This window comes from Streptomyces sp. CB02058 (genome assembly GCF_001905505.1).
Classification (GTDB): domain Bacteria; phylum Actinomycetota; class Actinomycetes; order Streptomycetales; family Streptomycetaceae; genus Streptomyces.
The window spans coordinates 592,636-617,587 of the sequence record NZ_LIPG01000002.1 but is presented as its reverse complement, the minus strand read 5'-3'; the positions used below and the strand labels follow the sequence as shown (position 1 = coordinate 617,587).

Annotated in this window: 23 protein-coding genes; 6 read left to right on the top strand and 17 right to left on the bottom strand. The window is 72.1% G+C overall.

Annotation, left to right across the window (positions count from 1 at the left end; all coding sequences use genetic code 11):
- The first annotated feature begins 35 nt into the window (after positions 1 to 35).
- Positions 36 to 302, top strand: a complete 267-nt coding sequence (locus AMK10_RS09880; RefSeq protein WP_073747043.1) for a protealysin inhibitor emfourin — start codon at positions 36 to 38, stop codon at positions 300 to 302.
- A gap of 51 nt (positions 303 to 353) precedes the next feature.
- Here the strand turns inward: AMK10_RS09880 and era are convergent, their stop codons facing one another.
- From era to AMK10_RS09865, 3 genes are read right to left on the bottom strand one after another with little or no spacing between them, the layout of a single operon-like run.
- Positions 354 to 1,328, bottom strand: coding sequence for a GTPase Era (gene era / locus AMK10_RS09875; protein WP_198959667.1), 975 nt, complete (start codon positions 1,326 to 1,328; stop codon positions 354 to 356).
- 52 nt (positions 1,329 to 1,380) lie between these two features.
- A complete protein-coding gene (locus tag AMK10_RS09870) occupies positions 1,381 to 1,734 on the bottom strand; it encodes a cytidine deaminase (protein ID WP_073747040.1) in 354 nt (117 codons plus the stop codon).
- A 25-nt stretch (positions 1,735 to 1,759) separates the two neighbouring features.
- A complete protein-coding gene (locus AMK10_RS09865) occupies positions 1,760 to 2,683 on the bottom strand; it encodes a helix-turn-helix transcriptional regulator (protein ID WP_073747038.1) in 924 nt (307 codons plus the stop codon).
- Between the two features lie 105 nt (positions 2,684 to 2,788).
- On the opposite strand from AMK10_RS09865, the gene AMK10_RS09860 reads away from it, so the two are divergent.
- Positions 2,789 to 4,204 carry an MFS transporter gene (locus AMK10_RS09860; RefSeq protein ID WP_073747036.1) on the top strand — a complete coding sequence of 472 codons (1,416 nt, stop codon included), beginning with the start codon at positions 2,789 to 2,791 and terminating at the stop codon, positions 4,202 to 4,204.
- A gap of 15 nt (positions 4,205 to 4,219) precedes the next feature.
- Here AMK10_RS09860 and AMK10_RS09855 read toward each other — a convergent pair whose 3' ends face one another.
- The 5 genes from AMK10_RS09855 to AMK10_RS09835 form a co-directional block, all read right to left on the bottom strand.
- Positions 4,220 to 4,573: an MmcQ/YjbR family DNA-binding protein gene (locus AMK10_RS09855; RefSeq protein WP_073747034.1), complete on the bottom strand. Its 354-nt coding sequence runs from the start codon at positions 4,571 to 4,573 to the stop codon at positions 4,220 to 4,222.
- A complete protein-coding gene (locus tag AMK10_RS09850; protein WP_073747032.1) occupies positions 4,570 to 5,853 on the bottom strand; it encodes a hemolysin family protein in 1,284 nt (427 codons plus the stop codon). Before AMK10_RS09850 ends, AMK10_RS09855 begins: the two co-directional genes overlap by 4 nt.
- On the bottom strand, positions 5,850 to 6,347 hold the full coding sequence (gene ybeY / locus AMK10_RS09845) for an rRNA maturation RNase YbeY (protein ID WP_073747030.1): 498 nt from the start codon (positions 6,345 to 6,347) through the stop codon (positions 5,850 to 5,852). The genes AMK10_RS09850 and ybeY overlap by 4 nt, the downstream gene beginning before the upstream one ends.
- A gap of 9 nt (positions 6,348 to 6,356) precedes the next feature.
- Positions 6,357 to 7,382 carry a PhoH family protein gene (locus AMK10_RS09840; RefSeq protein WP_073747028.1) on the bottom strand — a complete coding sequence of 342 codons (1,026 nt, stop codon included), beginning with the start codon at positions 7,380 to 7,382 and terminating at the stop codon, positions 6,357 to 6,359.
- Between the two features lie 127 nt (positions 7,383 to 7,509).
- Positions 7,510 to 8,613, bottom strand: a complete 1,104-nt coding sequence (locus AMK10_RS09835; RefSeq protein WP_073748011.1) for a carbohydrate kinase family protein — start codon at positions 8,611 to 8,613, stop codon at positions 7,510 to 7,512.
- Positions 8,614 to 9,018: 405 nt separating this feature from the next.
- Between AMK10_RS09835 and AMK10_RS09830 the strand changes: the two genes are divergently transcribed.
- Entirely contained in the window at positions 9,019 to 10,377 is a 1,359-nt protein-coding gene (locus AMK10_RS09830; RefSeq protein WP_073747026.1) for an MFS transporter, read from the top strand.
- On the opposite strand, the gene AMK10_RS09825 is transcribed toward AMK10_RS09830, so the two are convergent.
- The 7 genes from AMK10_RS09825 to hrcA form a co-directional block, all read right to left on the bottom strand.
- Positions 10,341 to 11,333 (bottom strand): adenosine deaminase, encoded by a 993-nt coding sequence (locus AMK10_RS09825; protein WP_073747024.1) that lies wholly within the window; start codon positions 11,331 to 11,333, stop codon positions 10,341 to 10,343. The two genes, AMK10_RS09830 and AMK10_RS09825, sit on opposite strands and share 37 nt — an antisense overlap.
- A gap of 10 nt (positions 11,334 to 11,343) precedes the next feature.
- On the bottom strand, positions 11,344 to 12,252 hold the full coding sequence (locus tag AMK10_RS09820) for a ribonuclease Z (protein ID WP_073747022.1): 909 nt from the start codon (positions 12,250 to 12,252) through the stop codon (positions 11,344 to 11,346).
- 76 nt (positions 12,253 to 12,328) lie between these two features.
- A complete protein-coding gene (locus tag AMK10_RS09815) occupies positions 12,329 to 12,688 on the bottom strand; it encodes a histidine triad nucleotide-binding protein (RefSeq protein ID WP_073747020.1) in 360 nt (119 codons plus the stop codon).
- Positions 12,689 to 12,858: 170 nt separating this feature from the next.
- A complete protein-coding gene (locus tag AMK10_RS09810) occupies positions 12,859 to 13,605 on the bottom strand; it encodes a 16S rRNA (uracil(1498)-N(3))-methyltransferase (RefSeq protein ID WP_073747018.1) in 747 nt (248 codons plus the stop codon).
- Positions 13,602 to 14,675 carry a nitronate monooxygenase gene (locus AMK10_RS09805; protein WP_073747016.1) on the bottom strand — a complete coding sequence of 358 codons (1,074 nt, stop codon included), beginning with the start codon at positions 14,673 to 14,675 and terminating at the stop codon, positions 13,602 to 13,604. The genes AMK10_RS09810 and AMK10_RS09805 overlap by 4 nt, the downstream gene beginning before the upstream one ends.
- Positions 14,676 to 14,797: 122 nt before the next feature.
- Positions 14,798 to 15,934: a molecular chaperone DnaJ gene (gene dnaJ / locus AMK10_RS09800; protein ID WP_073747014.1), complete on the bottom strand. Its 1,137-nt coding sequence runs from the start codon at positions 15,932 to 15,934 to the stop codon at positions 14,798 to 14,800.
- On the bottom strand, positions 15,935 to 16,951 hold the full coding sequence (hrcA, locus tag AMK10_RS09795) for a heat-inducible transcriptional repressor HrcA (protein WP_073747012.1): 1,017 nt from the start codon (positions 16,949 to 16,951) through the stop codon (positions 15,935 to 15,937).
- Between the two features lie 165 nt (positions 16,952 to 17,116).
- On the opposite strand from hrcA, the gene AMK10_RS09790 reads away from it, so the two are divergent.
- The 3 genes from AMK10_RS09790 (at position 17,117) to AMK10_RS09780 (ending at position 21,701) form a co-directional block, all read left to right on the top strand.
- On the top strand, positions 17,117 to 17,839 hold the full coding sequence (locus AMK10_RS09790) for an MBL fold metallo-hydrolase (protein ID WP_073747010.1): 723 nt from the start codon (positions 17,117 to 17,119) through the stop codon (positions 17,837 to 17,839).
- Positions 17,840 to 17,877: 38 nt separating this feature from the next.
- Positions 17,878 to 18,696 carry a DUF3097 domain-containing protein gene (locus AMK10_RS09785; RefSeq protein WP_073747008.1) on the top strand — a complete coding sequence of 273 codons (819 nt, stop codon included), beginning with the start codon at positions 17,878 to 17,880 and terminating at the stop codon, positions 18,694 to 18,696.
- 119 nt (positions 18,697 to 18,815) lie between these two features.
- Complete coding sequence (locus tag AMK10_RS09780; RefSeq protein WP_073747006.1) at positions 18,816 to 21,701, top strand: hypothetical protein; 2,886 nt, start codon at positions 18,816 to 18,818, stop codon at positions 21,699 to 21,701.
- Between the two features lie 20 nt (positions 21,702 to 21,721).
- On the opposite strand, the gene hemW is transcribed toward AMK10_RS09780, so the two are convergent.
- Together hemW and AMK10_RS09770 are read right to left on the bottom strand one after the other, a co-directional pair.
- On the bottom strand, positions 21,722 to 22,954 hold the full coding sequence (gene hemW / locus AMK10_RS09775; RefSeq protein ID WP_073748010.1) for a radical SAM family heme chaperone HemW: 1,233 nt from the start codon (positions 22,952 to 22,954) through the stop codon (positions 21,722 to 21,724).
- Between the two features lie 11 nt (positions 22,955 to 22,965).
- Positions 22,966 to 24,912 (bottom strand): ATP-binding SpoIIE family protein phosphatase, encoded by a 1,947-nt coding sequence (locus tag AMK10_RS09770; protein WP_073747004.1) that lies wholly within the window; start codon positions 24,910 to 24,912, stop codon positions 22,966 to 22,968.
- Between the last annotated feature and the right edge of the window lie 40 nt (positions 24,913 to 24,952).

Genomic DNA, 24,952 nt, shown 5'->3' with positions numbered 1-24,952 from the left:
CCCCGTCCGGACGGGGCCAGGCAGGAGCGGGACGCATGCGCATTCAGGTGAGCCGCACCGGCGGGTTCGCCGGCATCGCACGGCGGGGCGAAGTCGAGACCGCCGGGCGGCCCGACGCGGCCGAATGGGAGGCCCTGGCCGAGTCGGCGCTCGCCGCCGGCCACGGCGGCCCGCCCGCGGGGGTGCCGGACGGCTTCCGCTACCGGATCACGGTGGGCGACCGGACGGTCGACTGCGCGGACCCACGGCTCACGCAGGCACAGCGGGCGCTGATCTCCCGGGTCCTGAAGGAGGGCGCCTAGAACACCTGGTCCGCCTCTGCCCGTAGGGCGGGGGCGGACCAGGGGCGGGGCTCAGAAGCCGAGCTTGCGCAGCTGCTTCGGGTCGCGCTGCCAGTCCTTGGCGACCTTCACGTGCAGGTCCAGGAATACGGGCGTGCCGAGCAGCGCCTCGATGTGCTTGCGCGACTTGGTGCCGACGTCCTTGAGCCGCTTGCCCTTCGGGCCGATGATGATGCCCTTCTGGCTGGGCCGCTCGATGTAGACGTTCGCGTGGATGTCCAGCAGCGGCTTGTCCGCCGGACGGTCCTCGCGCGGCAGCATCTCCTCGACGACCACCGCGATGGAGTGCGGCAGCTCGTCCCGTACGCCTTCGAGTGCGGCCTCGCGGATCAGTTCCGCGACCATGACCATCTCGGGCTCGTCGGTGAGGTCGCCCTCCGGGTAGAGCGGGGGGCTCTCGGGCAGGAGCGGGGCGATCAGGTCCGCCAGCAGATCGACCTGCTGGTCCTTGACCGCGGAGACCGGGATGATCTCCGCCCACTCGAAGCCGAGCTCGTCCGCCAGCGCGGAGACGGCGAGCAGCTGCTCGGCGAGCGCCTTGGACTCCACCAGGTCGGTCTTGGTGATGATCGCGATCTTCGGGGTCTTCCTGATCCCGGCGAGTTCCTTGACGATGTACTTGTCGCCGGGGCCGAGCTTCTGATCGGCGGGCAGGCAGAAGCCGATGACGTCGACCTCGGCCCAGGTGGTCCGCACGACGTCGTTGAGCCGCTCCCCGAGCAGGGTGCGCGGCTTGTGGAGGCCGGGCGTGTCCACCAGGATCAGCTGGGCGTCGTCGCGGTGCACGATGCCCCGGACCGTGTGCCGGGTGGTCTGGGGGCGGTTGGAGGTGATCGCCACCTTCTGACCGACCAGAGCGTTCGTGAGGGTGGACTTGCCCGCGTTGGGGCGGCCCACGAAGCAGGCGAAGCCGGCCCGGTGGGGGGCGGTGTTCTCAGCCTGCTGCGCAGCAGCTTCTGTGTTCGGTCGAGCGCTCATGGCGCCCATTCTCCCCGATCCCGGCGGCGGCGTTGCACAGCAGGGCGAGGCCGCCCCCGATTCAGCCCGCGGCGACGGTGGACCGCAGGGTCCCGTCCGGCCCTGCGAGCAGCACGGGCGTGTCGGGACCGCCCAGGTCACGCACGGCGGCGCGGTCGGCGTCCGACGCGGCGGAGGCGTCGGACACGACGGCCGCCGCCTCCAGCGAAGTGGCTCCGCTGGCCACCGCCATGGCCACGGCGGTCTGCAGCGCGCTGAGCTTCAGCGACTCCAGGGCCACGGTGCCCGCGGCATACGTACGTCCGGTCTCGTCGCGTACCGCCGCGCCCTCGGGGACCGCGTTGCGGGCGCGGACGCTGCGGGCCAGCGTGACGATCTTGCGGTCCTCGGGGCCCAGGTCGGTGCTCTCAGTCATGGACCGAGCATACGAGGGGGTCTTCTCAGCCCGGGACGGGGTACATCGAGCCGCGCCGGCCCTCGGGCGAGTCCAGCCACTGGAGCTTGGCCTCAGTGCCGGTGTCCGGCAGCGGGGTGTGCAGGACGATCACCAGATCGGGGCGCGCCGGCACCCTCAGCTGGGTGGACTCCACGCTCAGCGCTCCGACCAGCGGATGGTGCAGCTCCTTGCGGACCTGGCCGCCCGGAACGACGTCACGCCGGTCCCAGAGGGCGGCGAACTCGGGGCTGAGCTCCCGCGCCTCGGCGACGACGGCCCGGAAGCCCTCGTCCTCGGGGGACTCCGAGCAGGCCGCCCGGAACTGCGCGACGACCTGGGGCGCGATCTCCTCCCAGTGGGTCGAGCGGGCCCGGTAGACCGGGTCGGTGAAGAAGGCGATCATGCAGTTCTGCACGATGCCGGGGCGCATGCCGAGCACCGCCGAGGCGGCGTCGTTGTAGAGCACCGTGTTCCAGTAGCGGTCCATGATGTGGGCCGGGAAGGGCATCCAGGCGTCGATCAGCCGGGTCAGCCCCTCGCACATGTCCTGGTGGGCCGGATCGACCTCCAGGGCGGGCGGGTTGAGGCCCGCCAGGACGTAGAGATGGCGGCGCTCCGCGCTGCTGAGGCGCAGCACCCGGGCGACGGAGTCCAGGACCTGCGGTGACACGGTGATGTCGCGGCCCTGTTCCAGCCACTGGTACCAGGAGACGCCGACGCCCGCGAGGACGGCGACCTCCTCGCGGCGCAGTCCGGGCGTGCGCCGCCGTGCGCCGCCGTCCGGGAGGCCGGCCTCGGCCGGGGTGACCCTGGCCCTGCGGCTCCTGAGGAACTCGCGCAGTTCGCCGAGGCGGTGGGCCTTGTCTCCGTTGGTGTCCCGGGCGGTCGTGTCCTCGACCGCGGTGCTGTGCTGGGCCGGTGAGGCCACGTACTCCCCCTGGTGTCCGTGTCCGCGAGTGCCTGCCTGGTGGTGCGGCCAACAGGATAAGTTCCCGCTCCCCACGGATATTCCGGCGCGTCCAGGGTGTGGGACATGGCGATCGAATCCCCGACTCATCCCTCCCCCGGCACCACCGGCCCCGTTGCCGCTGTGCCGCCCTCGCTCTCCGGCCGGGCCCGGCTGGTGCTCTTCGTGCTGTGCGCCGCCCAGTTCATGGTGGCGCTCGACTTCTCCGTACTGAACGTCGCCCTGCCGGTCCTCGGTGAGGACCTGGGGCTCAGCAGGTCCGGGCTCCAGTGGGCCGTCACCGCGTTCGCCCTGCCGTCCGGCGGCTTCCTGCTGCTCTTCGGCCGGATCGCCGACCTCTACGGCCGGCGCAGGCTGTTCCTCACCGGCCTCGCCGTGTTCGGAGCCTCCTCGGTGCTGGCGACGCTGGCCTGGGACCCGGCGTCCTTCCTGGCCGGGCGGGCACTGCAGGGGCTCGGAGCGGCCGTGATCGTGCCGACCGGGATGTCCCTGCTGACCACCACCTTCCCCGAGGGCCCGCTGCGCGACAGGGCGCTGGGCATCAGCGGAACCCTGCTCTCGCTGGGCTTCACCATCGGCATGGTCTCCGGCGGTGTGCTGACCGACACGCTGGGCTGGCGCTCCACGATGGGGCTGCTGGCCGGTGCCGCCGTGATCGTGCTGCTCCTGGCCCCGAAGCTGCTCACCGAGTCGCGTACGCCGGACCGGCCGAAGCTCGACGTGCCCGGAGCCGTCACGGTCACCGGTGGGCTGCTCTCCCTGATCTACTCGCTCTCCACGGCCGCCGAGCACGGCTTCGGCAGGGTGGACGTGCAGGTCACCCTGGTGCTGGGAGTGGTCCTGCTCGGCGCGTTCGCGGTGGTCGAGTCCCGCTCGGCCGCCCCGCTGGTCTCGCTGCCGATGCTGCGCCGCCGGACGGTCGCGTTCGGCAATCTGGGCGGCCTGGCGACCTTCTCGATGATGAGCACCATCGTCTTCGTCCTGACGCTCTACCTCCAGGACCTGCTGCACCTGTCGGCGCTCGGCACCGGGCTCGTCTTCGGGGTGCAGGGGCTCGTGTCGGTCGCGGCCGGGATCTACGCCCCGCGGATCGTGGGCCGGATCGGTGCGCGCCGGACCCTGGTGCTCTCGCTGCTCGGCCAGGGCGTCTTCATCGGGGCGCTGCTCGGCCTGGGCGAGGACTCGGGCGTCCTGCTCGCGACCGTGGCGGTCTCGCTGGCGAGCGCCTGCCATCTGGGCGCGATCATCGCGTACGGGCTGACGGTGACGTCCGGCGTCCCGGACGCCGAACAGGGGCTGGCGACCGGGCTGGTCACCACGACCCAGCAGGTGGGCCTCACGGTCGGCATCCCGCTGCTGGGGGTGCTCTCCACCACGCAGGGCTCGCTGTTCGACGGCGTACGCCTGGTGGTGGCCGCCGCCGCGGTGATCCTGGTCGCGACGGGCCTGGTGGTGGGGGCCGGGCTGCGCAGGGCGGGCTGAGTGGCCTCCCGGGCCCTACGGCCGGTCCAGGCGCAGCCGTTCCGCCTTCGGGAGGCCGGCCACGACCAGGTCGTAACTGTCCTCCACGAGCTCCCGGACCATGCGGTCCGGGAGCTCGGAGACGGTCACCGTGTTCCAGTGCCGCTTGTTGAGGTGGTAGCCGGGAACGATCGCGGGGTGCTCCTCCCGCAGGAGCAGCGCCTCGTCGGGATCGCACTTGAGGCTGACCGTCAGGGGCCTCGCGTCCAAGGCGCTGAGGGCGAACATCTTGCCCAGCACCTTGAAGACCGAGGTCTCGGGCCCGAAGGGGAACTCCTCCGCGCTCGCGTTGAACTCCAGGCACAGGGTGCGCAGTTCCTGCGGCGTCATGCCGACTCCGTTCCCTCCGGTTCCACCAGCACCGTGACGATCTTGTTCCTGCGGCCCGCCGGCGACTCGGCGGTCAGGCGCAGCTTGCGCCCGTCGGGCAGGTCGACGATCGAGGTGGCCCCGGAGATCGGCACCCTCCCGAGCGCCTTGGCCAGCAGGCCGCCGACGGTCTCCACGTCCTCGTCGTCGTAGGCGTCGAGGCCGAACAGCTCCCCGAGGTCGCCGATGTCGAGCCGGGCGGTGACCCGGAAGCAGCCGTTCTCCAGCTCCTGGACCGGCGGGAGTTCGCGGTCGTACTCGTCGGTGATCTCTCCGACGATCTCCTCCAGGATGTCCTCGATGGTGACGATCCCGGCCGTGCCGCCGTACTCGTCGATGACGACGGCGACATGGCTGCGGTCCTGCTGCATCTCGCGCAGCAGGTCCCCGGCGTTCTTCGTGTCGGGGACGAAGGCGGCGGGGCGCATCGCCGTGGAGACGAGGTCGGCCTCCGCGTCCCGGTTGATGTGCGTCTTGCGGACCAGGTCCTTGAGGTAGACGATCCCGACGATGTCGTCCTCGTTCTCCCCGGTGACCGGGATGCGGGAGAAACCGGAGCGCAGCGCGAGGGTGAGCGCCTGGCGGACCGTCTTGTAGCGCTCTATGCAGACCAGGTCGGTGCGGGGCACCATCACCTCGCGCACGAGGGTGTCGCCGAGCTCGAAGACGGAGTGCACCATGCGTCGCTCGTCGTCCTCGATGAGCGACTCCTGCTCGGCGAGGTCGACCATCGCCCGGAGCTCCGCCTCGCTGGCGAACGGCCCCTTGCGGAAGCCCTTGCCGGGGGTCAGCGCGTTGCCGATGAGGATCAGCAGCTGCGGGATCGGCCCCATGATCCTGGCGAGCGGCAGCAGGACGTACGCCGCGGCCGTGGCGGTGTTCAGCGGGTGCTGGCGGCCGATGGTGCGCGGCGAGACGCCGATGGCGACATAGCTGACGAGGACCATGACGCCCATGGCGAGGGCCAGCGCCTGCCAGGTCTCCGGGAGTTCCTTGAGACAGGCGTACGTGACGAGGACTCCCGCCGACATCTCGCAGGCCACCCGGACGAGCAGCGCCACGTTGAGATAGCGGGTGGGGTCGGCCGCGACCTGCTCCAGCTTGGCGCTGCCCCGCCGTCCGGCCCGGACGGCCTCGGCCGCCCGGAAGCTCGACGTGCGCGCGATCCCGGCCTCGGCGCAGGCGGCGAGCCAGCCGACGACGACCAGCAGGACGGCACCCGAGATGAGGGGGACGCTCACGAGACGGTGGGGGCCGGCGACGGCCCGGTCAGCCCGCGCTCACCGCGCCAGCCGTCGACGATCGCCGCCTGGAGCCCGAACATCTCGGCCTTCTCGTCCGGCTCCTCGTGGTCGTAGCCGAGGAGGTGCAGCACTCCGTGGACGGTGAGGAGCTGGAGCTCCTCGTCCATCGAGTGCCGCGTCTCGGCGTCCTCGCCCTGCTTCTTCGCGACCTCGGGGCAGAGCACGATGTCGCCGAGGAGCCCCTGCGGGGGCTCCTCGTCGTCCTTGGCCGGAGGACGGAGCTCGTCCATCGGGAAGGACATGACATCCGTCGGGCCGGGGAGGTCCATCCACTGGATGTGGAGCTGCTCCATCGCGGCGGTGTCCACCACGATCACCGAGAGCTCGGACAGCGGGTGGATCCGCATCCGGGCCAGCGCGTAGCGGGCGATGTCGAGGATCGCCTGCTCGTCGACCTCGGTTCCGGACTCGTTGTTGACGTCGATCGACATGGTGCGCTGCTACTGCTTCCCGTTGCGGCCGGTGCGGCCCTCTGCGTTGTCGTACTTCTCGTACGCGTCGACGATACGGCCGACGAGCTTGTGCCGGACGACATCCTGCGAGGTGAGCCTGGAGAAGTGGACGTCCTCGACATCCTCCAGGATCTCCTGGACCTGCCGCAGACCGCTCTTGGTGCCGGTCGGCAGGTCCACCTGGGTGACGTCACCGGTGACGACGATCTTCGAGTCGAAGCCGAGACGGGTGAGGAACATCTTCATCTGCTCGGCGCTGGTGTTCTGCGCCTCGTCGAGGATGATGAACGCGTCGTTCAAGGTCCTGCCCCGCATGTAGGCCAGGGGCGCGACCTCGATCGTGCCCGCGGCCATCAGCCGGGGGATCGAGTCGGGGTCGAGCATGTCGTGCAGGGCGTCGTAGAGCGGGCGCAGATACGGGTCGATCTTGTCGAAGAGCGTGCCGGGCAGGAAGCCGAGCCGCTCCCCCGCCTCGACGGCGGGCCTGGTCAGGATGATCCGGCTGACCTGCTTGGACTGCAGGGCCTGGACCGCCTTGGCCATGGCCAGATAGGTCTTTCCGGTACCCGCGGGGCCGATGCCGAAGACGATGGTGTGCTTGTCGATGGCGTCGACGTAGCGCTTCTGGTTGAGCGTCTTGGGGCGGATCGTGCGGCCGCGGCTGGAGAGGATGTTCTGGGTGAGCACCTCGGCGGGGGTCTCCGCGCCGTCCCCGTTGCCGTCCCCGCTCGCCCTGAGCATGGCGATCGAGCGTTCCACAGCGTCCTCCGTCATCGGCAGCCCGGTGCGGAGCACCAGCACCATCTCGTCGAAAAGGCGCTGGATCAGGGCGACGTCGGCCGCGCTTCCAGTCGCGCTTATCTCGTTTCCCCGGACATGGATGTCGACGGCCGGGAACGCCGTTTCGATCACGCGCAGGAGCGAATCGCCCGATCCCAGGAGCATCACCATGGGGTGTGCGGCCGGAACGCTGATCCGGGCCCGCGCCTGCGGCTGTGTAGGTGACTGAGTCATGGGCCGGCCCTCGGGCCTGCGCATACCTCCCGTTGCAGGGCCGTCGCTGCTCGACGGCCTCTGGACTACCAGCGTACGACTTGGTACCGACAACACCGAGAGGTTTTACCCGGTGATCATCAGCGCTTCACTGCCGGAAGCCGATGGTCGGGACGGCGCGGCGCAGCGGCCACGCCCGGGACGTGGCGGGCAGCAGCTCCTCCAGGAAGGCGTAGCGCTCCAGAGCGGCCGGGTCCTGGTCGGCGCAGGTGCGTACCTGCTGCCACCAGCCGGCGATCTCCGCCCAGCCGGGCGCGGACAGTGATCCGCCGAACTCCTGGACCGAGAGGGCGGCCGTGAGCCCGGCGAAGGCGAGGCGGTCGGCGAGCGGCCAGCCGGCCAGGGTCCCGGTGACGAACCCCGCCACGAAGACGTCGCCCGCCCCCGTGGGGTCCATGGCCTCCACCTCGATGGCGGGCACCTCGGCGGCGGCGCCGGTCGTCCCGTCCACCGCGTAGGCGCCCTCCGCGCCCAGGGTGACCACGGCCAGCGGGACCCGTTCGGCCAGGGCGTGCGCGGCGGCGCGCGGGCACTGCGTGCGGGTGTAGCGCATGGCCTCCTCGGCGTTGGGCAGGAAGGCGAGGCAGTGGCCGAGGTCGGGCAGCGCGTCCAGGTCCCAGCGGCCCGTCTCGTCCCAGCCGACATCGGCGAAGACCATCGCGCCGTCCCGGGCGGCCCGTGCCACCCAGGGCTCGCTGCGGCCGGGCACCAGCGAGGCGACGGCGGCGCGGGCGCGCGGTGGATGGTGCGGGAGGCTCCGGCCGGGCACCTGGGGCCCGGCGGGGGCGGGTGCCTCGTGGCCGTGGGAGACCATCGTGCGCTCGCCCTCGTACGCCATGGAGACGGTGACGGGCGAGTGCCAGCCGGGGACGGTCCGGGAGAGGGAGAGGTCGATGCCCTCCCCCTGTTCGAGCGCGTCCCAGCAGTACTCGCCGTAGTGGTCGTCGCCGAACGCGGCGGCCAGCGAGGTGTGCAGGCCGAGCCTGGCGAGGGCGGTGGCCATGTTGGCGACGCCGCCGGGGCTGGAGCCCATCCCCCGGGCCCAGGACTCGGTCCCGCGCACCGGCGCGCTGTCCAGGCCGGTGAAGATGATGTCCAGGAAGACCGTGCCGGTCAGGAAGACGTCACAGGCGGGGTCCTGCGGGGCGCGCAGCCCGGACAGCGGGTCGATGCCTGGATTGGGTGTGTTCACCATGCGCTCCCCGGCCGTGGCAGATGAGATCAGTGCGGGATCCGGCCAGTGTGCCCGATTCGCGCCCCGGTTCGGCGGGCCCGCGCCGTACACGCATCCTCACCCTCACCTGCATAAACATGCGCTGTTACCCGGCCCGATAACGCATAAACATAGATGTGACTCAGATCACATCAGCCCGGCTTTCCGCCGCCTGTGCGTGCTTGATACAAATTGGCCCGCGAGCACCGTTCGGGACAGTTGACGACGAGTGCCGCTTCTCCCGCTTTTTCTCGCCTTACCCTCCCCTGCACCACCTCGCTCCACCCTCCCCTGCCTTACCCCTGCTCTGCCCTCCCCTGCCTCACCCCGCTGTACCCTCCCCTGCCTTCTTCTGCCTCCTCTGGCATGTCTTCAGGAACGCCCATGTCCTCGCGCCCTCGCGCCGCGTGGCCCCTGGTCGCCGTGTTCACCGCCGGTTACCTCGCCGCCTATCTCCTCCCCACCATCGTCGGCCGCCTCAGCACCTATCTGGGGCTCAGTTCGGCCCAGGCCGGCCTGGTCGGCAGCGCCCTTCTGCTGAGCTCGGCCTCGGCCGGTTTCACCCTGGCGGGACGCGTCGAGAGATACGGGTCGCGGAAACCCGCGCGCGCCGGACTGGTGCTGGCGGTGCTCGGCTACGGCTGCGCCGCGCTGACCACCTCGGTGCCGCTGGTCGTCGCGGGTGTGGTCGTCGGCGGCTTCGGCTCGGGTACGGCGACCGCCGTCGCGGCGGCCGGGATCGCCGCGCAGCGCGACCCGCACCGGACCTCGTCGCTCGGGCTGCTCAGCGTCTCCGCGACGGCGGGCGCCCTCTATCTGACGGTCCCCCACATGGGCGGCGGCCATCGGCTGCCCTTCGCCTCGATCGCCCTGGTCGCCCTGCTCGTCTGGCCGGCCACCTCCCGGCTGGGCGGCGCGCTCCCCGCGGGTTCGCCGTCCCCGGTGCAGGGACGGCTGCCGCACCGGCGGTCGGGCCTGGTGCTGGCCGGCGGAATGCTCGTCTGGTCCATGGCACAGAACGCGCTGTGGGGCGTGAGCAGCCGCATCGGCGCCGTACAGGTGGGGCTCTCCGAGGTCACCATCGGCGCCGTGTTCGCCGCCGCGCTCGGTGCCGGGCTGCTCGGCGTCATGGGCGCCGGGATGCTGGGTGCCCGTCTCGGACGGGCGGTGCCGATCGGCGTCGGCACGATGATCATCGCGGGGAGCATCGTGCTGAGCTCCTCGGCCGAGGACCTCGGGTCGTTCGCGACCGGCGAGATCGCGTGGAACACCTTCTACCCGGTGGTCCTGTCCTATCTGATCGGCCTGGCCGCCTCGCTCGACGTACGCGGCCGCTGGGCGGTCCTCGCGGGCTCGGCGTCCTCCGTCGGTACGGCCTGCGGCCCCCTGCTCGGCAGTGTGCTCTCCGAGCAGGCGGGCTACGCCGTGATGGGCCTGATCCTGGGGTCAGCCACGCTCCTGGTCGCGGCCCCCGTGACGGCGGTGGCGCTGCACACCGGCGGACGCCCGCTGGTGCCCGGTTCCGTCCGGCGCAGGGGCGGTGCCCCGGCGGCACTGCTCGCCGCCACCACCAACAGCCTGTCCGGCGCGGTGCCCAAGCTGGGCGCGCCGGAACAGGCGGTCACGGAGATCAGCATGCCCGCGCTGCGGCGCAGGCGGCTGGTGCGGAGCGCGTTCCGCACGGCGGGACCGGCCGGCGGTGCCGGTCAGTCGAACGCGTACGCCTCGACCTCGGAGAGGTAGCGCGCCCTGCGCTCCTCGTCGTGGTCGAGGAAGGCCGCCTCGAAGGAGTTGCGGGCAAGCGTCCGCAGGTGCTCCCGGTCGAGGCCGAGCGCCTCGTGGACGGCGTGGAAGGTGTCTCCGACGTATCCGCCGAAGTAGGCGGGGTCGTCGGAGTTCACCGTGCAGAGCAGGCCCGCGTCCATCATGGCCCGGAGCGGGTGCTGCTCCAGTACGTCGATGGCGCGCAGCCGTACGTTGGACAGCGGGCAGAGCGTGAGCGGGATCCGCTCGGAGACCAGCCGGCCCACCAGCTCCGGGTCCTCCATGCAGCGCAGCCCGTGGTCGATCCGCTCGACGCCGAGGACGTCCAGGGCCTCCCTGATGTACTCCGGCGGGCCCTCCTCACCGGCGTGGGCGACCTTGCGCAGCCCGAGGGCCGTGGCGGCGGCGTACACCTCGCGGAACTTGGCGGGCGGGTGGCCGACCTCCGCCGAGTCGAGGCCGACGGCGCTGATGCGGTGGAGGTACGGCTTCGACGCCTCCAGGGTCTCCAGCGCCGACGCCTCGGACTTGTCGCGCAGGAAGCACATGATCAGCTGGGTGGAGATGCCGTGCGTCTCCTCGCTGCGGTCCAGCGCCCTGCCGAGCCCTTCGATGACCGTGCCGATGGGGACGCCCCGGTCGGTGTGGGCCTGCGGGTCGAAGAAGATCTCCGCGTGCCGGACGCCCTGGGCGGCGGCGCGGGCGAGGTAGGCGTCGGCCAGTTCGGCGAAGTCCTCCTCGGTGCGCAGCACGGCCATGAGCGCGTAGTAGAGGTCCAGGAAGCTCTGGAGGTCCTCGAAGAGATAGGCCTTGCGCAGCTCTTCGGTGTCCGCGTAGGGCAGGTCGACGCCGTTGCGTGCGGCGAGCGCGAAGGCCAGCTCGGGTTCGAGGGTCCCTTCGATGTGGAGGTGGAGTTCGGCTTTGGGGAGGTGCACGGGGTTCTCGTTACGTGTGGCGGGTGGGTACGGGGACCCTGATCAGGTCCTGGGCGATGGTCAGTCCGCCTTCGAAGCCGGCCGCCCTGGCCTGGTGCTCGAAGGCTTCGGGGTCGGTGTAGCGCTGGGAGAAGTGCGTCAGCACGAGGTGCCGTACGCCCGACTCCTTCGCCACCCGTGCCGCCTGTCCGGCGGTGAGGTGGCCGTGGTCGGCGGCGAGCCTGCCGTCCTCGTCGAGGAACGTCGACTCGATGACCAGCATGTCGCATCCCTCGGCGAGGGCGAACGCGCCGTCGCAGAGCCGGGTGTCCATGACGAACGCGAAACGCTGTCCGCGGCGGGTCTCGGAGACCTCCTCCAGTGTGACACCGCGCAGGGTGCCGTCCCGCTGGATGCGTCCGACGTCCGGCCCGCCGATGCCGTGCTCGGCCAGCTTCGCGGGCAGCATGCGCTTCCGGTCGGGCTCCGTGAGGCGGTAGCCGTAGGACTCGACGGGATGCGAGAGCCGGTGGCTGTCGAGGGTGTAGGTCTCGGTGGTGGCGAGGATCCCGTCGGCGGAGACCGGGGCCTCGGTCAGCTCGACGGACTCGCGGTAGGCCGTCGAGTACCGCAGCCGGTCGAAGAAGAGCTGTCCGCTCGCCGGGAAGTGGGCGGTGACGGGGTGCGGGACCTGGTCGAGGTTGATCCGCTGGATCACTCCTGCCAGGCCGAGCGCGTGGTCGCCGTGGAAGTGCGTGACGCAGATCCGGTTGATGTCGTGCGCGGCGACGCCCGCGCGCAGCATCTGGCGCTGGGTGCCCTCGCCCGGGTCGAAGAGGATGCCCTCGCCGTCCCAGCGCAGCAGATAGCCGTTGTGGTTGCGGTGGCGGGTCGGGACCTGGCTCGCGGTGCCGAGGACCACGAGTTCTCGTACGGACACGGGCGTTCTTCTTCCGGCCTCTACGGGCTTCTTCGGGCCTCTGCTGGCTTCTTCCGGCCTGTGCCGGCTTCTTCTTCTAGCCGGGGGGCCACTGCATGCCGCGTCCGCCGAGGACGTGGGCGTGCGCGTGGAAGACGGTCTGTCCGGCGCCGGCACCGGTGTTGAGCACGATGCGGTAGCCGGTCTCGGTGATCTTCTCGTCGGCGGCGACCAGACCGGCCTCGCGCAGCACGTCTGCGGCGATCTGCGGTTCGGCGGCGGCGAGCGACGCGGCGTCCGGGTAGTGCGCCTTCGGGATGACCAGGACGTGCGTGGGGGCCTGGGGGTTTATGTCGCGGAAGGCGACGGTGGTCCCGCTCTCCCGGACGATGGTCGCCGGGATGTCTCCCGTGACGATCTTGCAGAACAGGCAGTCGGTCTGCGGCTCTCCCGCCATGGGCCGGCCTCCTCGGTCGTCTGGTTCTCGTGATCAGTACACCGGCATGCTATCCGGCCGGACCGGTGCGGCGGTCCTCGTGCGGGGGCGGGCCGCCGGGGAGGCCCGGACTCCGGCGAGGTCCCGCGTCCTCAGCGGCCCCGGACCGCGGTGGGGCGCGGGCGCCGTGCTCAGCTCCAGCGCCCGGTGCGTCCCATCAGGAGGGCGGCGGCGGCCGTCCCCGCCGTCGAGGTGCGCAGCACGCTGGGGCCGAGCCTGTACGCGGGCGCCCCGGCCTCGGCGAAGGCGGCCAGCTCCTGGGGGGACACCCCGCCCTCCGGGCCCACGACCAGCACGATCGAGCCCCCGGCGGGGAGTTCGGCGGTGGCCAGCGGCTCGCTGCCGCTGTCCCGGTCCTCGTGCAGGACACCCGCGAAGTCCGCCCCGGCCAGCAGGGCCGCGACCTGCTTGGTCGTCATGGCGTCGGCCACCTCGGGGAACCGCACCCGGCGCGACTGCTTGCCGGCCTCGCGCGCCGTACTGCGCCACTTGGCCAGGGACTTGAGCCCCCGGTCGCCCTTCCACTGCGTGATACAGCGGGCGGCCTGCCAGGGCACGATCGCGTCGACGCCCGTCTCGGTCATCGTCTCCACGGCGAGCTCGCCGCGGTCACCCTTGGGCAGCGCCTGGACGACGGTGACGGACGGGGTGGGTGCGGGCTCCTCGTGGACCGTCTCCAGGCCGGTGACGACGAGCCGGTCCTTGCCCTCGGCGGCCCGTACGACGCCCTCGGCGTAGCGGCCCCGTCCGTCGGTCAGGACGACGTCCTCCCCCGGGTTCAGCCGCTTCACGGAGACGGCGTGCCGTCCCTCGGGCCCTTCAAGGACGAACTCCGGCCCGGCGGGCAGCTGTTCGACGACGAAGACCGGTGCCGTCACTGGGCACTCCTCACACTCACTGCCGCACGCGCGGCTTCCATTTCTGCGGCGAGCAGGCCCACGAGCTCCCCGGCCGGCAGCTCCCGCGCCAGCCGGTGCCCCTGTCCCGCCCACAGGGCCAGGCCCTGGGCGTCCCCCGCCTTGGCGGCGGCCTTGCGCAGCCCGGAGGTCAGCTGGTGCACCTGCGGATAGGCGGCGGGGGCGTACGGCCCGTGCTCCCGTACGAAGCGGTTGACCAGCCCGCGCGCGGGGCGTCCGGAGAACGCCCGGGTCAGGGCCGTGGTCACGAACAGCGGGTTGGTCAGCGCCTGCTTGTGCAGCGGGTGCGCGCCCGACTCGGGCGAGGCCAGAAAGGCGGTGCCGAGCTGTGCCGCCACCGCTCCGGCCGCCAGGACGGCCGTGATCTGGGAGCCGCGCATCAGTCCGCCCGTCGCGACGATCGGCAGCCGCACGGACTCGCGGACCTCCGCGATCAGCGCGAGCAGCCCGGTGCCGCCGAGTCCGGCCTGCGGGTCGTCGCGGTGCGTGGACTGGTGGCCGCCCGCCTCGGTTCCCTGGACGCAGAGCGCGTCGGCCCCCGCCCACTGGGCGTTCCGCGCCTCCTGGGCCGAGGTGACGGTGACGACGGTCAAGGTCCCGGCCGCGGCGAACGCTCCGAGGACCTCGCGGGTGGGGCAGCCGAAGGTGAAGGAGACCACGGGCACGGGGTCGTCCAGCAGGATCGCGACCTTGGCCTCGTAGCCGTCGTCGCCGCTGGAGTCCGGGTCGCCGAGCGGGGTCTCGTACCAGGAGGCCTCGCCGGCCAGCTGATGACGGTAGACCTCGACCGCGCTCGGGTCCGCGACCAGCGGCTGCGGCATGAAGAGGTTGACGCCGAAGGGCCGCCCGGTCATCCTGCGGAGCTGCTTGACCTCGTTGTACATCCCGCCGGCCGTCTTGTAGCCGGCGGCGAGGAAGCCGAGCCCTCCGGCCTCGGCGACGGCGGCGACCAGCTCGGGGCGTGACACCCCGCCCGCCATCGGGGCCTGCACGATCGGGTAGCGGCAGAGATCGGTCAGGGCCAAGGACATGACCGCATCGTGCCATGTCCTGCCGACCGTGCCGAATCAGCCGTTTTCCCCGGACCGCCGGCCCGCCCCGGACACACGACCGCCCGCCGGCACGAGGCCGGCGGGCGGTGCGGTGAACGGGTTCAGCGGCCGTTGAAGGCGTCCTTCAGACGGGAGAAGAGGCCCTGCTGTCCCGGCTGGAACTGCCCGGTGGGCCGCTCCTCGCCGCGCAGCTTCGCCAGCTCCCTCAGGAGGCGCTCCTGCTCGGGGTCCATCTTCGTCGGGGTCGTCACCTCGACGTGCACGATGAGGTCGCCGCGTCCGCCGCCGCGCAGGTGCGTGATGCCGCGCCCGTGCAGCGGGACCGACTGGCCGGACTGGGTGCCCGGCCTGATGTCGATCTCCTCCAGGCCGTCCAGCGTCTCCAGTGGCACCTGGGTGCCGAGGGCCGCCGCCGTCATGGGGATGGTGACCGTGCAGTGCAGGTCGTCGCCGCGCCGCTGGAACACGGCGTGCGAGAGCTCGTGGATCTCGACGTACAGATCACCGGCCGGGCCGCCGCCGGGGCCGACCTCTCCCTCGCCGGCGAGCTGGATGCGCGTGCCGTTGTCGACGCCCGCGGGGATCTTCACCGTGAGGGTGCGCCGCGAGCGGATGCGGCCGTCACCGGCGCACTCGGGGCACGGGGTCGGCACGACGGTGCCGAAGCCCTGGCACTGCGGGCAGGGGCGCGAGGTCATGACCTGGCCGAGGAAGGACCTCGTGACCTGGGAGACCTCGCCGCGGCCGCGGCACATGTCACAGGTCTGCGCGGAGGTGCCGGGTGCGGCGCCCTCGCCACTGCAGGTCGTACAGACGACCGCCGTGTCGACCTGGATGTCCTTGGTCGTGCCGAAGGCCGCCTCGGAGAGGTCGATCTCCAGGCGGATCATCGCGTCCTGGCCGCGCCGGGTGCGCGAACGGGGTCCGCGCTGCGACGCCGTACCGAAGAACGCGTCCATGATGTCGCTGAAGTTGCCGAAGCCGCCCTGCCCGAAACCGCCCGCGCCACCGCCGCCCGAGGCGGACAGCGGGTCGCCGCCGAGGTCGTAGACCTGCTTCTTCTGCGGGTCCGACAGCACCTCGTAAGCGGCGTTGATCTCCTTGAACCGCTCCTGGGTCTTCGGGTCCGGGTTGACATCCGGGTGGAGCTCGCGGGCGAGCCTGCGGAATGCCTTCTTGATCTCGTCCTGAGATGCGTCGCGGCGCACGCCGAGTACGGCGTAGTAGTCCGTGGCCACTTACGACTCCGCCAGGATCTGTCCGACGTAACGTGCCACTGCGCGTACCGCTCCCATCGTTCCGGGGTAGTCCATGCGGGTCGGTCCGACCACGCCGAGTTTGGCGACTGCCTCGTCGCCCGAACCGTAGCCGACCGCGACGACGGACGTGGCGTTGAGGCCCTCATGGGCGTTCTCGTGCCCGATCCGTACGGTCATGCCCGAATCCGTTGCCTCACCGAGCAGCTTCAGGAGTACGACCTGCTCCTCCAATGCCTCCAGCACCGGCCGGATCATCACAGGGAAGTCGTGCCCGAAGCGGGTGAGGTTGGAGGTGCCGCCGATGATCAGCCGCTCCTCCGTTTCTTCGACCAGAGTCTCCAAGAGGACGGAGAGCACCGTGGATACGGTTCCCCGGTCCTCGCTCTCGAAGGACTCCGGCAGATCCTGCACCAGCCGCGGGACGTCCGCGAAGCGCCGTCCGACGACCCGGCTGTTGAGCCGGGCCCGCAGATCCGCCAGAGACGTGTCACCGAACGGTGCAGGGCAGTCGATCATACGCTGTTCGACCCGGCCCGTGTCCGTGATCAGCACGAGCATCAGCCGGGCGGGAGCCAGCGAGAGCAGTTCCACGTGCCGCACCGTCGAACGGGTCAGCGAGGGGTACTGCACGACGGCGACCTGTCTGGTCAGCTGCGCGAGCAGCCGGACCGTGCGGCCCACGACGTCGTCGAGGTCGACCGCGCCGTCGAGGAAATTCTGGATGGCCCGGCGCTCCGGCGACGAGAGGGGCTTGACGCCCGCGAGCTTGTCGACGAAGAGACGGTAACCCTTGTCCGTCGGAATGCGCCCGGCGCTGGTGTGGGGCTGGGCGATGAAGCCCTCCTCCTCCAGCACCGCCATGTCGTTGCGGACGGTGGCCGGGGAGACCCCGAGGCTGTGCCGCTCCGTGAGCGCCTTGGAGCCGACGGGCTCCTCGGTGCCGACATAGTCCTGAACAATGGCGCGCAGCACTTCGAGTCTGCGTTCGCTGAGCACCGCGCACACCTCCAGCTGTGGTTCTCCGGCGTCTGCCTGGCACTCTGTGCGTTCGAGTGCCAGCAATCCCCCCGGTCAGTGTACGGGGGCAGGGTGGGCCGGGGGCAAGGGCGACCGGCCACGCTGTCGCGCGACGGTGCAGGTCGTTGCCGATAGCGTCGCCCCATGGACGTCGCTTGGGAAGAGTTCGGCTGGGAGCGGTTGGGCAACGGTACGGGGCGGCGGCGCCTTCCCGTCTGGGACGCGACCGCCGCGCTCGTGGCGGGGCCGGACGCCACATTGCTCTACGACACCGGTTCGTCGCTCAGGGAGGGCGTCGCGCTGCGGACCGGGGCGGAGGGCCTGCTCGGCCGGAGGGTGACGCATATCGCACTGAGCCACCCGCACTTCGACCATGTGCTGGGCACCGCGGCCTTCGCCGGCGCGGAGGTCTACGGCGCGGTGGGCACGGCCGCGCTCCTGGAGCGGGGTGCCGGGGAACTGCGCGCGGACGCCGTGCGGCACGGGATGAGCGAGGCGGACGCCACGGCGGCCACGGACGCCCTGGTGGCTCCCAGGCATCAGGTGAGCGGCGAGTGGACACTCGATCTCGGCGGCGGCCTCCAGGTGCTGCTGGCCAATGTGGGCCCCGGCCACAGCGGGCACGACCTCGCCGTGCTGGTGCCGGGCTCCCCCGTCGTGGTGCTCTGCGGTGATCTGGTCGAGGAGTCCGGCGAGCCGCAGGCGGGGCCGGACGCGGTCCCCTCGCGCTGGCCGGCGGCACTGGACCGGCTGCTCGAACTGGGCGGCGAGGACGCGCTCTACGTGCCGGGGCACGGGGCGGTGGTGGACGCGGCGTTCGTACGGGCACAGCGTGATCAACTGGCGGCCCGCTTCGGCGTGTCGTGAAAGCGGGGCCCGGAAGCGGGCCCGATTATCGTGCTGCCATGCGCAGCTACCAGCCGGATCTGACTCCGCCGTGGAAGAAGTCCGCCCCCGCCCCCGAGGTGCCCGCCGAGCCCGACCTGGTCGTCGAGGAGGCCGTCACCGGCTTCTGCGGGGCGGTGATCCGCTGCGAGAAGACGGCGCAGGGGCCGACGGTCACGCTGGAGGACCGCTTCGGCAAGCACCGGGTGTTCCCCATGGAGCCACGCGGTTTCCTGCTGGAGGGCAAGGTGGTCACCCTCGTACGCCCCTCGGCCGGTGGCCCCGCACGCCCCTCCCGTACGGCGTCCGGTTCGCTGGCGGTGCCCGGGGCGCGGGCGCGGGTGGCCCGGGCGGGGCGGATCTACGTGGAGGGGCGGCACGACGCCGAACTCGTCGAGCGGGTCTGGGGAGACGACCTGCGCATCGAGGGCGTGGTGGTGGAGTACCTGGAGGGCATCGACGACCTCCCCGCGATCGTGCGGGAGTTCGCGCCGGGGCCGGACGCGCGGCTCGGCGTGCTGGTGGACCACCTGGTGCCGGGCTCGAAGGAGTCCCGGATCGCCGCCCAGGTCACCGATGCGGACGTGCTGGTGGTGGGGCATCCGTACATCGACGTCTGGGAGGCCGTGAAGCCCTCGTCCGTGGGCATTCCCGGGTGGCCGGTGGTGCCGCGGGGGCAGGACTGGAAGACGGGCGTCTGCCGTGCCCTGGGCTGGCCGGAGAATACCGGGGCGGCCTGGCAGCACATCCTGTCCAGGGTCGGCTCGTACAAGGACCTCGAGCCCCAACTCCTGGGACGCGTGGAGGAATTGATCGACTTCGTCACACTTCCTGCCTGATGTCCGCCCTCGGCGGGGGAGGATCCGGTACCGATCCCCTCGAACACCTGCGCTGCACCCGTGCCATCCGTTATTGAGGGGTGATCGAAAGGCCGGCCGGAGGGAAGGCACGGGGGCGGATGGCGCGGAACAGATGGCGGGAAAGCGCGGAGAACGAGGCGGCCTCCGCGGTCTTCCACCTCATGCAGCAGCTGATCGACCAGTACCGGGACAACCGGCCGGTGATGCCCCTGGTGGTGGCGCAGGCCGAGGAAGGGGCCGCGGCCCCCGAGATCGACCTCCGGGTCGAGCAGATCGTCCATCAGGTGCACCGGGCCAACCTGGGGCGCCGGGTCCCCGTGAAACTGGTGGCGGGGCACGGCGACAGCCCGTACACGGCCGCCCTCTCCATGGTCCGCACACTGACGGAGAAGCCCTGGGAGACCCGGCGCGCCTCGCAGTACAGGCCCTTCACCTTCCCGCGCTCCCGGCTGCTGGCCGCCATCGAACAGGCCACCGCCACCGTGGTCGCGGATCCGGACGGCCCCTCGGCGGGCGAGCGCGACGAGCGCATCCTCGAGCAGTTGAGCGATCTGCGCTGGCGGGCCAGCCGGTCGGGGCGCGACAACGCGTGGGGCTCCTTGCGCACCGCGGTCCGGCCGGAGACCTTCCTGGGGGCGGTCTTCATCGCCGTGCTCAGCGTGCTGCTGGGTGAGATCGGCTGGCTGCTCACCGTCCTGGTGGCGGCGGCGGCCGTGGCCGGGCTGACGATCGTGCGGCTGCTGACCCGGGCGGCTCCGCCGCTGCTGTGGCTGCGCCCGGCCAGCCGGTGGCTCGCCACCACGTCGTCGCTGGCCGCTTCGAGCACCGGTTACCCGTCCGACGGCTGGTCGCTCCTGTCCCCCGGTCGTTCGTGGCAGGTGATCCGGGCGCGGGCCGCCGCGGTCGCCGAGCGCGTCGCCGACGCGGGGACGGACGACCAGCACGCACGCCAGTTCCATCTGGAGCTACGGGTCCAGGCGCTGCTGGAGGACCTGCTGGACAGCTACCGGCCGCACGCGCTGGACTGGCGGCGCAGCAAGCGGACCGTACCGCCGGTGGTGTTCCTGCCCCGCGCCACCGAGGCCAACGGCGGCATGCTGCTCATCAACGCCATCAACAACGTGCGCTCGCGCCGCAGCGAGGTGGACCCGCTGCTGCTCCTCGCGTCCCTGCCGGCGGGCGCGGCCATGCGGCACACCCCGCCGCTCCGCGAGGACCCGCCGACCGGTGGTGTCGGCCGGTCCGGAGCCCGCGCACGGTACGAGACCTGGGTCGACGCCCTGAGCGTCGGCCAGGCGCCCGCGGCGGCCGTGGCGCTGGCCTGGGTGCTGTGGCTGCCGCTGTCCACCGGTCAGCTGACCCACGAACACGCCCACGCCCAGCTCGTCACGCACCCGGTGCGCCGCACCTGGACGTGGTGGGTGATGTCGGGGAAGACCATCGCCCTGCTGCTGGTCTGCGTCCTGCTGGGGACGTTCCTGTGGAGCGAGCACTGGAAGGAGACGTACTGCTACGGGCCGCTGGCGGGACGCAGCACCGACTCGGTCAGGCTGGCCGGTCCCGACGACGTCATCGAGTGCATAGGGGTGGCGACGGCCCCCGAGGTGCGCTTCGCCGAGGGCAACACCCTCCAGCTCAACGGGGCCGGCCAGGGGATCACCTTCGACCGGATCGAGCAGGCGATACGGGAGCAGAACTCCGGCATCGACCCCGGCGATCCGCATGTCACGATCGTCTACGCGGGCCCGCTGACCGGCACCGACGCGAACCGGGAGGACACCCGCAAGGGCCTGGAGGAGCTGACCGGTGTCTACCTCCACCAGAAGTTCGTCAACGACACGGCGAACCGTTCGGTCAAGCTGAGGGTCCTGACGGCCAACGGCGGCCAGGACATGCTCCGGCAGACGACGGCGGTCAGGAAGATCGTCGAGGTGGCCGAGCGGGACTCCTCCGTCGTCGGCGTGGTGGGTCTCGGGCGCAACACCACGGAGAGCGCGGAGGCGACCCGGATCCTCCAGCGGGCCGGGCTGCCGCTGGTGGACACCACGAACTCGGGCAGCGACCTGGCCCGCGAGTACCCCAACTACTTCGGCCTCGCCGCCACCGACGAGGAACAGGCCGACGCACTCGGGCTGATCGCCGGACGGCTGGCCTCACGCCTCGACGCCCCGCAGGCCGTCGTCCTGTCCAGGAAGGTCGGTAACGAGGACAAGGACCGCTACACCACCGAGCAGCGCAGGGTCGGGCTGGAGATGCTGAGGACGTCCGGCTTCGAGGTGGTCGCCGACATCGGCTACTCCCTGTCGGAGGACGGCGGCTCCGCGAATCTCGACGGTCCGCTGCACACCGTCTGCGGACGGGAGCGCGTCCCCGACGCCCTCTACTTCGCCGGCCGTGTCGAGGACGTCAACACGCTGATGTCCGGGCTCGGGCAGTCCCCGGGATGCTCGGACAAGGCCATCACGGTCTTCACCGGGGACGACCTGACCAAGGCTCGTTTCGACGACTCAACGAAGCTCGCCGACCGGGTCACCCTCTACTACGGGGCTCTCGCGCCCATGAGCCAGGGCGGGGGCCGCGGGTTCTACGAGGACTCACGCAAGTCCCTGGCGGCCCTGCTCCCCGAGGGGACCGGCCTGCCGGCGCTGCCCGAGGACCGGCCCTACGAGGACACGCTGTTCGCCAGCGGGCAGACCGTCATGTCCTACCAGGCGACGGCGGCCCTCTACGCGGCGGCCACCCGGGGCGACACCCAGCAGAGCGCGGCGGAGACCTGGGCGACGCTGTACTCGGTGGCCCTGCACTCCATGCCGACGGGGACCATCACCTTCCGGGGGACGATCCCGTACGCCGACCAGAAGGTCCACGGCCTGAACGTCGTCGAGGTCACCCGCCCCGGACCGGACGCGCGGAGCCGCGTCGTGTGCGGGCGGGCCGCCGGTGACCGCAAGCCGCTGACCGCGGCGGACTGCGCGATTCCGTAGGGGCCGGTGCTGCCGGGCCCTCAGTCCACCAGGTCGCGCACCACGGCGTCGGCGAGCAGCCGGCCCCGCAGGGTGAGGACCGCGCGCCCCTCGTCGTACGGTCCGGGCTCCAGCAGGCCGTCGGCCACCGCGCGTCCGGCCGCCGCGAGGCCCTGCGGGGCGAGCAGCGACAGGGGGCAGCCCTCGACGAGCCGGAGCTCCAGCAGGATGCGCTCGACGCGCCGGTCCTCGTCGGCGAGGATCTCGCGGCCCGCACCGGGCGAGCGGCCCTCGGCGAGGGCCTGCGCGTACGCCCCGGGGTGCTTGACGTTCCACCAGCGCACGCCGCCGACGTGGCTGTGCGCCCCGGGTCCGGCGCCCCACCAGTCGGCCCCGCGCCAGTACAGCTCGTTGTGCAGGCAGCGGCCCTCGGGGGTGCGGGCCCAGTTCGACACCTCGTACCAGGAGAAGCCGGCCGCCGCCATGGCCTCGTCGGCGATCAGATAGCGGTCCGCGTGGACGTCGTCGTCGGTCATCGGGACCTCGCCGCGCCGGATGCGCCGGGCGAGTCCGGTGCCCTCCTCGACGATCAGCGCGTACGCGGAGACGTGGTCCGGACCGGCGCCGATCGCCGCTTCCAGGGAGGCCCGCCAGTCGTCGTCGGACTCGCCGGGTGTGCCGTAGATCAGGTCGAGGTTCACGTGCTCGAAGCCGGCCGCACGGGCCTCGGCGACGCACGCCTCGGGCCGGCCGGGGGTGTGGGTGCGGTCCAGCACCTTCAGCACGTGCTGTCTGGCGCTCTGCATCCCGAAGGAAACCCGGTTGAAGCCGCCCTCCCGGAGTTCGGCGAGGTAGGCCGGATCGACGGACTCGGGGTTGGCCTCCGTGGTGATCTCGGCGTCCTCCGCGAGCCCGAACTCGTCCCGGATCGCCGCCAGCATCCGTACGAGGTCGGCGGCGGGCAGCAGCGTCGGCGTACCGCCCCCGACGAAGACCGTGCGCACCGGGCGGGGGTCGTCGCCGAGCACCTTGCGGGCCTGGCGGACCTCCTCGACCAGATGGGCCGCGTAGTTGTCCCGGGACGCCAGGGCGCCGCCGGAGCCGCGCAGCTCGGTCGCGGTGTAGGTGTTGAAGTCGCAGTAGCCGCAGCGGGTGGCGCAGTAGGGCACATGCAGGTAGAAGCCGAGCGGACGGTCGGCGGCGCCTTCCAGGGCATGGCGGGGCAGCGCCCCGTCGTCGGGCACGGGCTCACCATCGGGCAGTACGGAAGGCATACCGTCCATTGTCACTCGCCGGCGGAGCTCCCCGGGACAGCCGTGTGCCGGTCCTCGTCGACCTGGATCACGAGCAGGGCCAGATCGTCGTCCGGAGGGCGCTCGGCGAAGGCGTGGACGGCGCGCCTGATCCGGTCGGCGATCCCGGCGGCCGGCAGTCCCGCGCAGCCGGCCAGGACCCGTGCGAGGCCGTCGCCGTCGTCGAACATCAGCGGCCCCGAGCGCCGCTCCGTCACCCCGTCGGTGACGCACAGCAGGCTGTCCCCCGGCGCCAGCTCGAAGGTCTGGCTCTCGTACGCCACGTCGTCGACGACCCCGAGCAGCACCTGCGGCTCGGCCGCCGGGCGTACGGAGCCGTCGGGGCGCAGGAGCAGAGGCAGCGGATGGCCGGCGCTGGCGACGGTGCAGCGCACCCCGCCGCCGGGCAGCGGCACGAGATCGCCGTACAGCAGGGAGAGGAAGCGGGACTGGGAGCCGTCCTGGATCTGCTCGCCGTCCGGGATCTGCTGGCCGCCCGCAGCCGCGACCATGAGGGCGGCGGCCTCGGCGGCCTCCATGGCGTCGTCCAAGAGGAGCCTGTTGAGCCGGTCGAGCACCTCGCCGACGCGGAAGCCCTCCCGGGACAGCAGGCGCAGCCAGGGGCGGGCGAGGCCGGTGACGACGGCGGCTTCGGGGCCGCTGCCCTGGACGTCGCCGAGCACGAAGCACCAGCGCCCGCCGGGGCACGGGAAGAGGTCGTAGAAGTCGCCGCCGACGACACCGTCGTCCCCGGGCTCGTAGACCAGCGCGCTGGTGACGCCGGGTATCTCGGCGACCTTGCTGGGCAGCAGTCCCCGCTGGAGGATGCGGCTGATGGTCGCCTGCCGGGTGTAGGCGCGGGCGGCGCCCACGGCGAGGCCGACCCGGCGCACGAAGTCCGCCAGGAGCGCGGTGACCTCGTCGGGCATGTGGTCGGCACCCTCGCGGCCGACCAGGACCGCGCCGAGCGTGCGCCCGCCCGAGATGATGCGGTGGGCCAGCGCCGCGCCCGCGTCCTTCCCTCGCTCCACCGCTTCCGGCCACGGCAGGGACACGGGCCCCGTGCCCACGCTCCCGGGTAAGCGCAGCGGCTCCTTCTCCAGGGCGGGCCGCAGCAGCTCGCTCCGCGTCTCGTCGCGGTGCCAGACCCCGGCGAGCCTGGGGGCGGCGGCGGGGCCGCCGGCCTCGCTCTCCAGCCATATCGCGCACCAGTCGGCGAGCCGGGGCACCAGGAGCCGGCCCGCCGTCGACGCGACCAGGTCCTCGTCGAGCTGGCCCGCGAGCAGACCGGAGGCCTCGGCCAGGAAGGAGAGCCCGCCGCCCCCGGCCCAGCCCGCGTCGTCGCGCTCGGCGGTGGGCGCGGGTGTCCGGCCGGCGGGCAGACCGCGCCTGCGGGCGGCCTCCTCGTCCTGTGCCGCGTCGGGCAGCCCGTAGCTGTCGTCGCCGGGGAGACGGGCCCAGACGGTCTTCAGGCCGGTGCGGTAGGTGATGCCCCAGGACTCGGCGAGGGTGGCGACGAGCTGGAGCCCCCGGCCGTACTCGGCGGGGTCGGGCCGCTCGGCGCGGCTGTCGCGCACCGACCTGGCGGGATGGTGGTCGGTGATCTCCAGCACCAGGGCGGCGGGCTCGGGTCCCGCCGAGTCCTCCAGCCGCAGGAGCAGCTCGACCGTCGTACCGGCGTGCACGACCGCGTTGGTGACGAGCTCGCTGGCCACGGTGAGCGCGTCGTCGGTGAGCCGCTCGCCGAACTCGCCGGCGCTGGGCAGACCGAGCCCGGTCCAGTCGGCGAGCGCGGCCCGGACGAATCTGCGGGCCGCGGACGAGGCCTGCGGGATGCCGGGCAGGCTCGTGCGGGCGACGGGACGCGTCCCGTCACCCTGACCTGCGACGACGGTACCGGGACGGTGGACGATGTCCCGCTGCAAGGGAATGGGCCCCACTGTGCGGCTCCTGATCGGTCTCGCGAAACGCCGCTGACGT

Coding starts and splice junctions, on each gene's coding strand:
- AMK10_RS09830 (WP_073747026.1), top strand. CDS start 9,019: ATGTCCTCGCGCCCTCGCGCCGCGTGGCCCCTGGTCGCCGTGTTCACC.
- AMK10_RS09815 (WP_073747020.1), bottom strand. CDS start 12,688: ATGGCGGGAGAGCCGCAGACCGACTGCCTGTTCTGCAAGATCGTCACG.
- era (WP_198959667.1), bottom strand. CDS start 1,328: ATGGGCGCCATGAGCGCTCGACCGAACACAGAAGCTGCTGCGCAGCAG.
- AMK10_RS09870 (WP_073747040.1), bottom strand. CDS start 1,734: ATGACTGAGAGCACCGACCTGGGCCCCGAGGACCGCAAGATCGTCACG.
- AMK10_RS09840 (WP_073747028.1), bottom strand. CDS start 7,382: ATGACTCAGTCACCTACACAGCCGCAGGCGCGGGCCCGGATCAGCGTT.
- AMK10_RS09880 (WP_073747043.1), top strand. CDS start 36: ATGCGCATTCAGGTGAGCCGCACCGGCGGGTTCGCCGGCATCGCACGG.
- AMK10_RS09790 (WP_073747010.1), top strand. CDS start 17,117: ATGGACGTCGCTTGGGAAGAGTTCGGCTGGGAGCGGTTGGGCAACGGT.
- AMK10_RS09805 (WP_073747016.1), bottom strand. CDS start 14,675: ATGTCCTTGGCCCTGACCGATCTCTGCCGCTACCCGATCGTGCAGGCC.
- AMK10_RS09855 (WP_073747034.1), bottom strand. CDS start 4,573: ATGACGCCGCAGGAACTGCGCACCCTGTGCCTGGAGTTCAACGCGAGC.
- AMK10_RS09780 (WP_073747006.1), top strand. CDS start 18,816: ATGGCGCGGAACAGATGGCGGGAAAGCGCGGAGAACGAGGCGGCCTCC.
- ybeY (WP_073747030.1), bottom strand. CDS start 6,347: ATGTCGATCGACGTCAACAACGAGTCCGGAACCGAGGTCGACGAGCAG.
- hemW (WP_073748010.1), bottom strand. CDS start 22,954: ATGCCTTCCGTACTGCCCGATGGTGAGCCCGTGCCCGACGACGGGGCG.
- AMK10_RS09785 (WP_073747008.1), top strand. CDS start 17,878: ATGCGCAGCTACCAGCCGGATCTGACTCCGCCGTGGAAGAAGTCCGCC.
- AMK10_RS09860 (WP_073747036.1), top strand. CDS start 2,789: ATGGCGATCGAATCCCCGACTCATCCCTCCCCCGGCACCACCGGCCCC.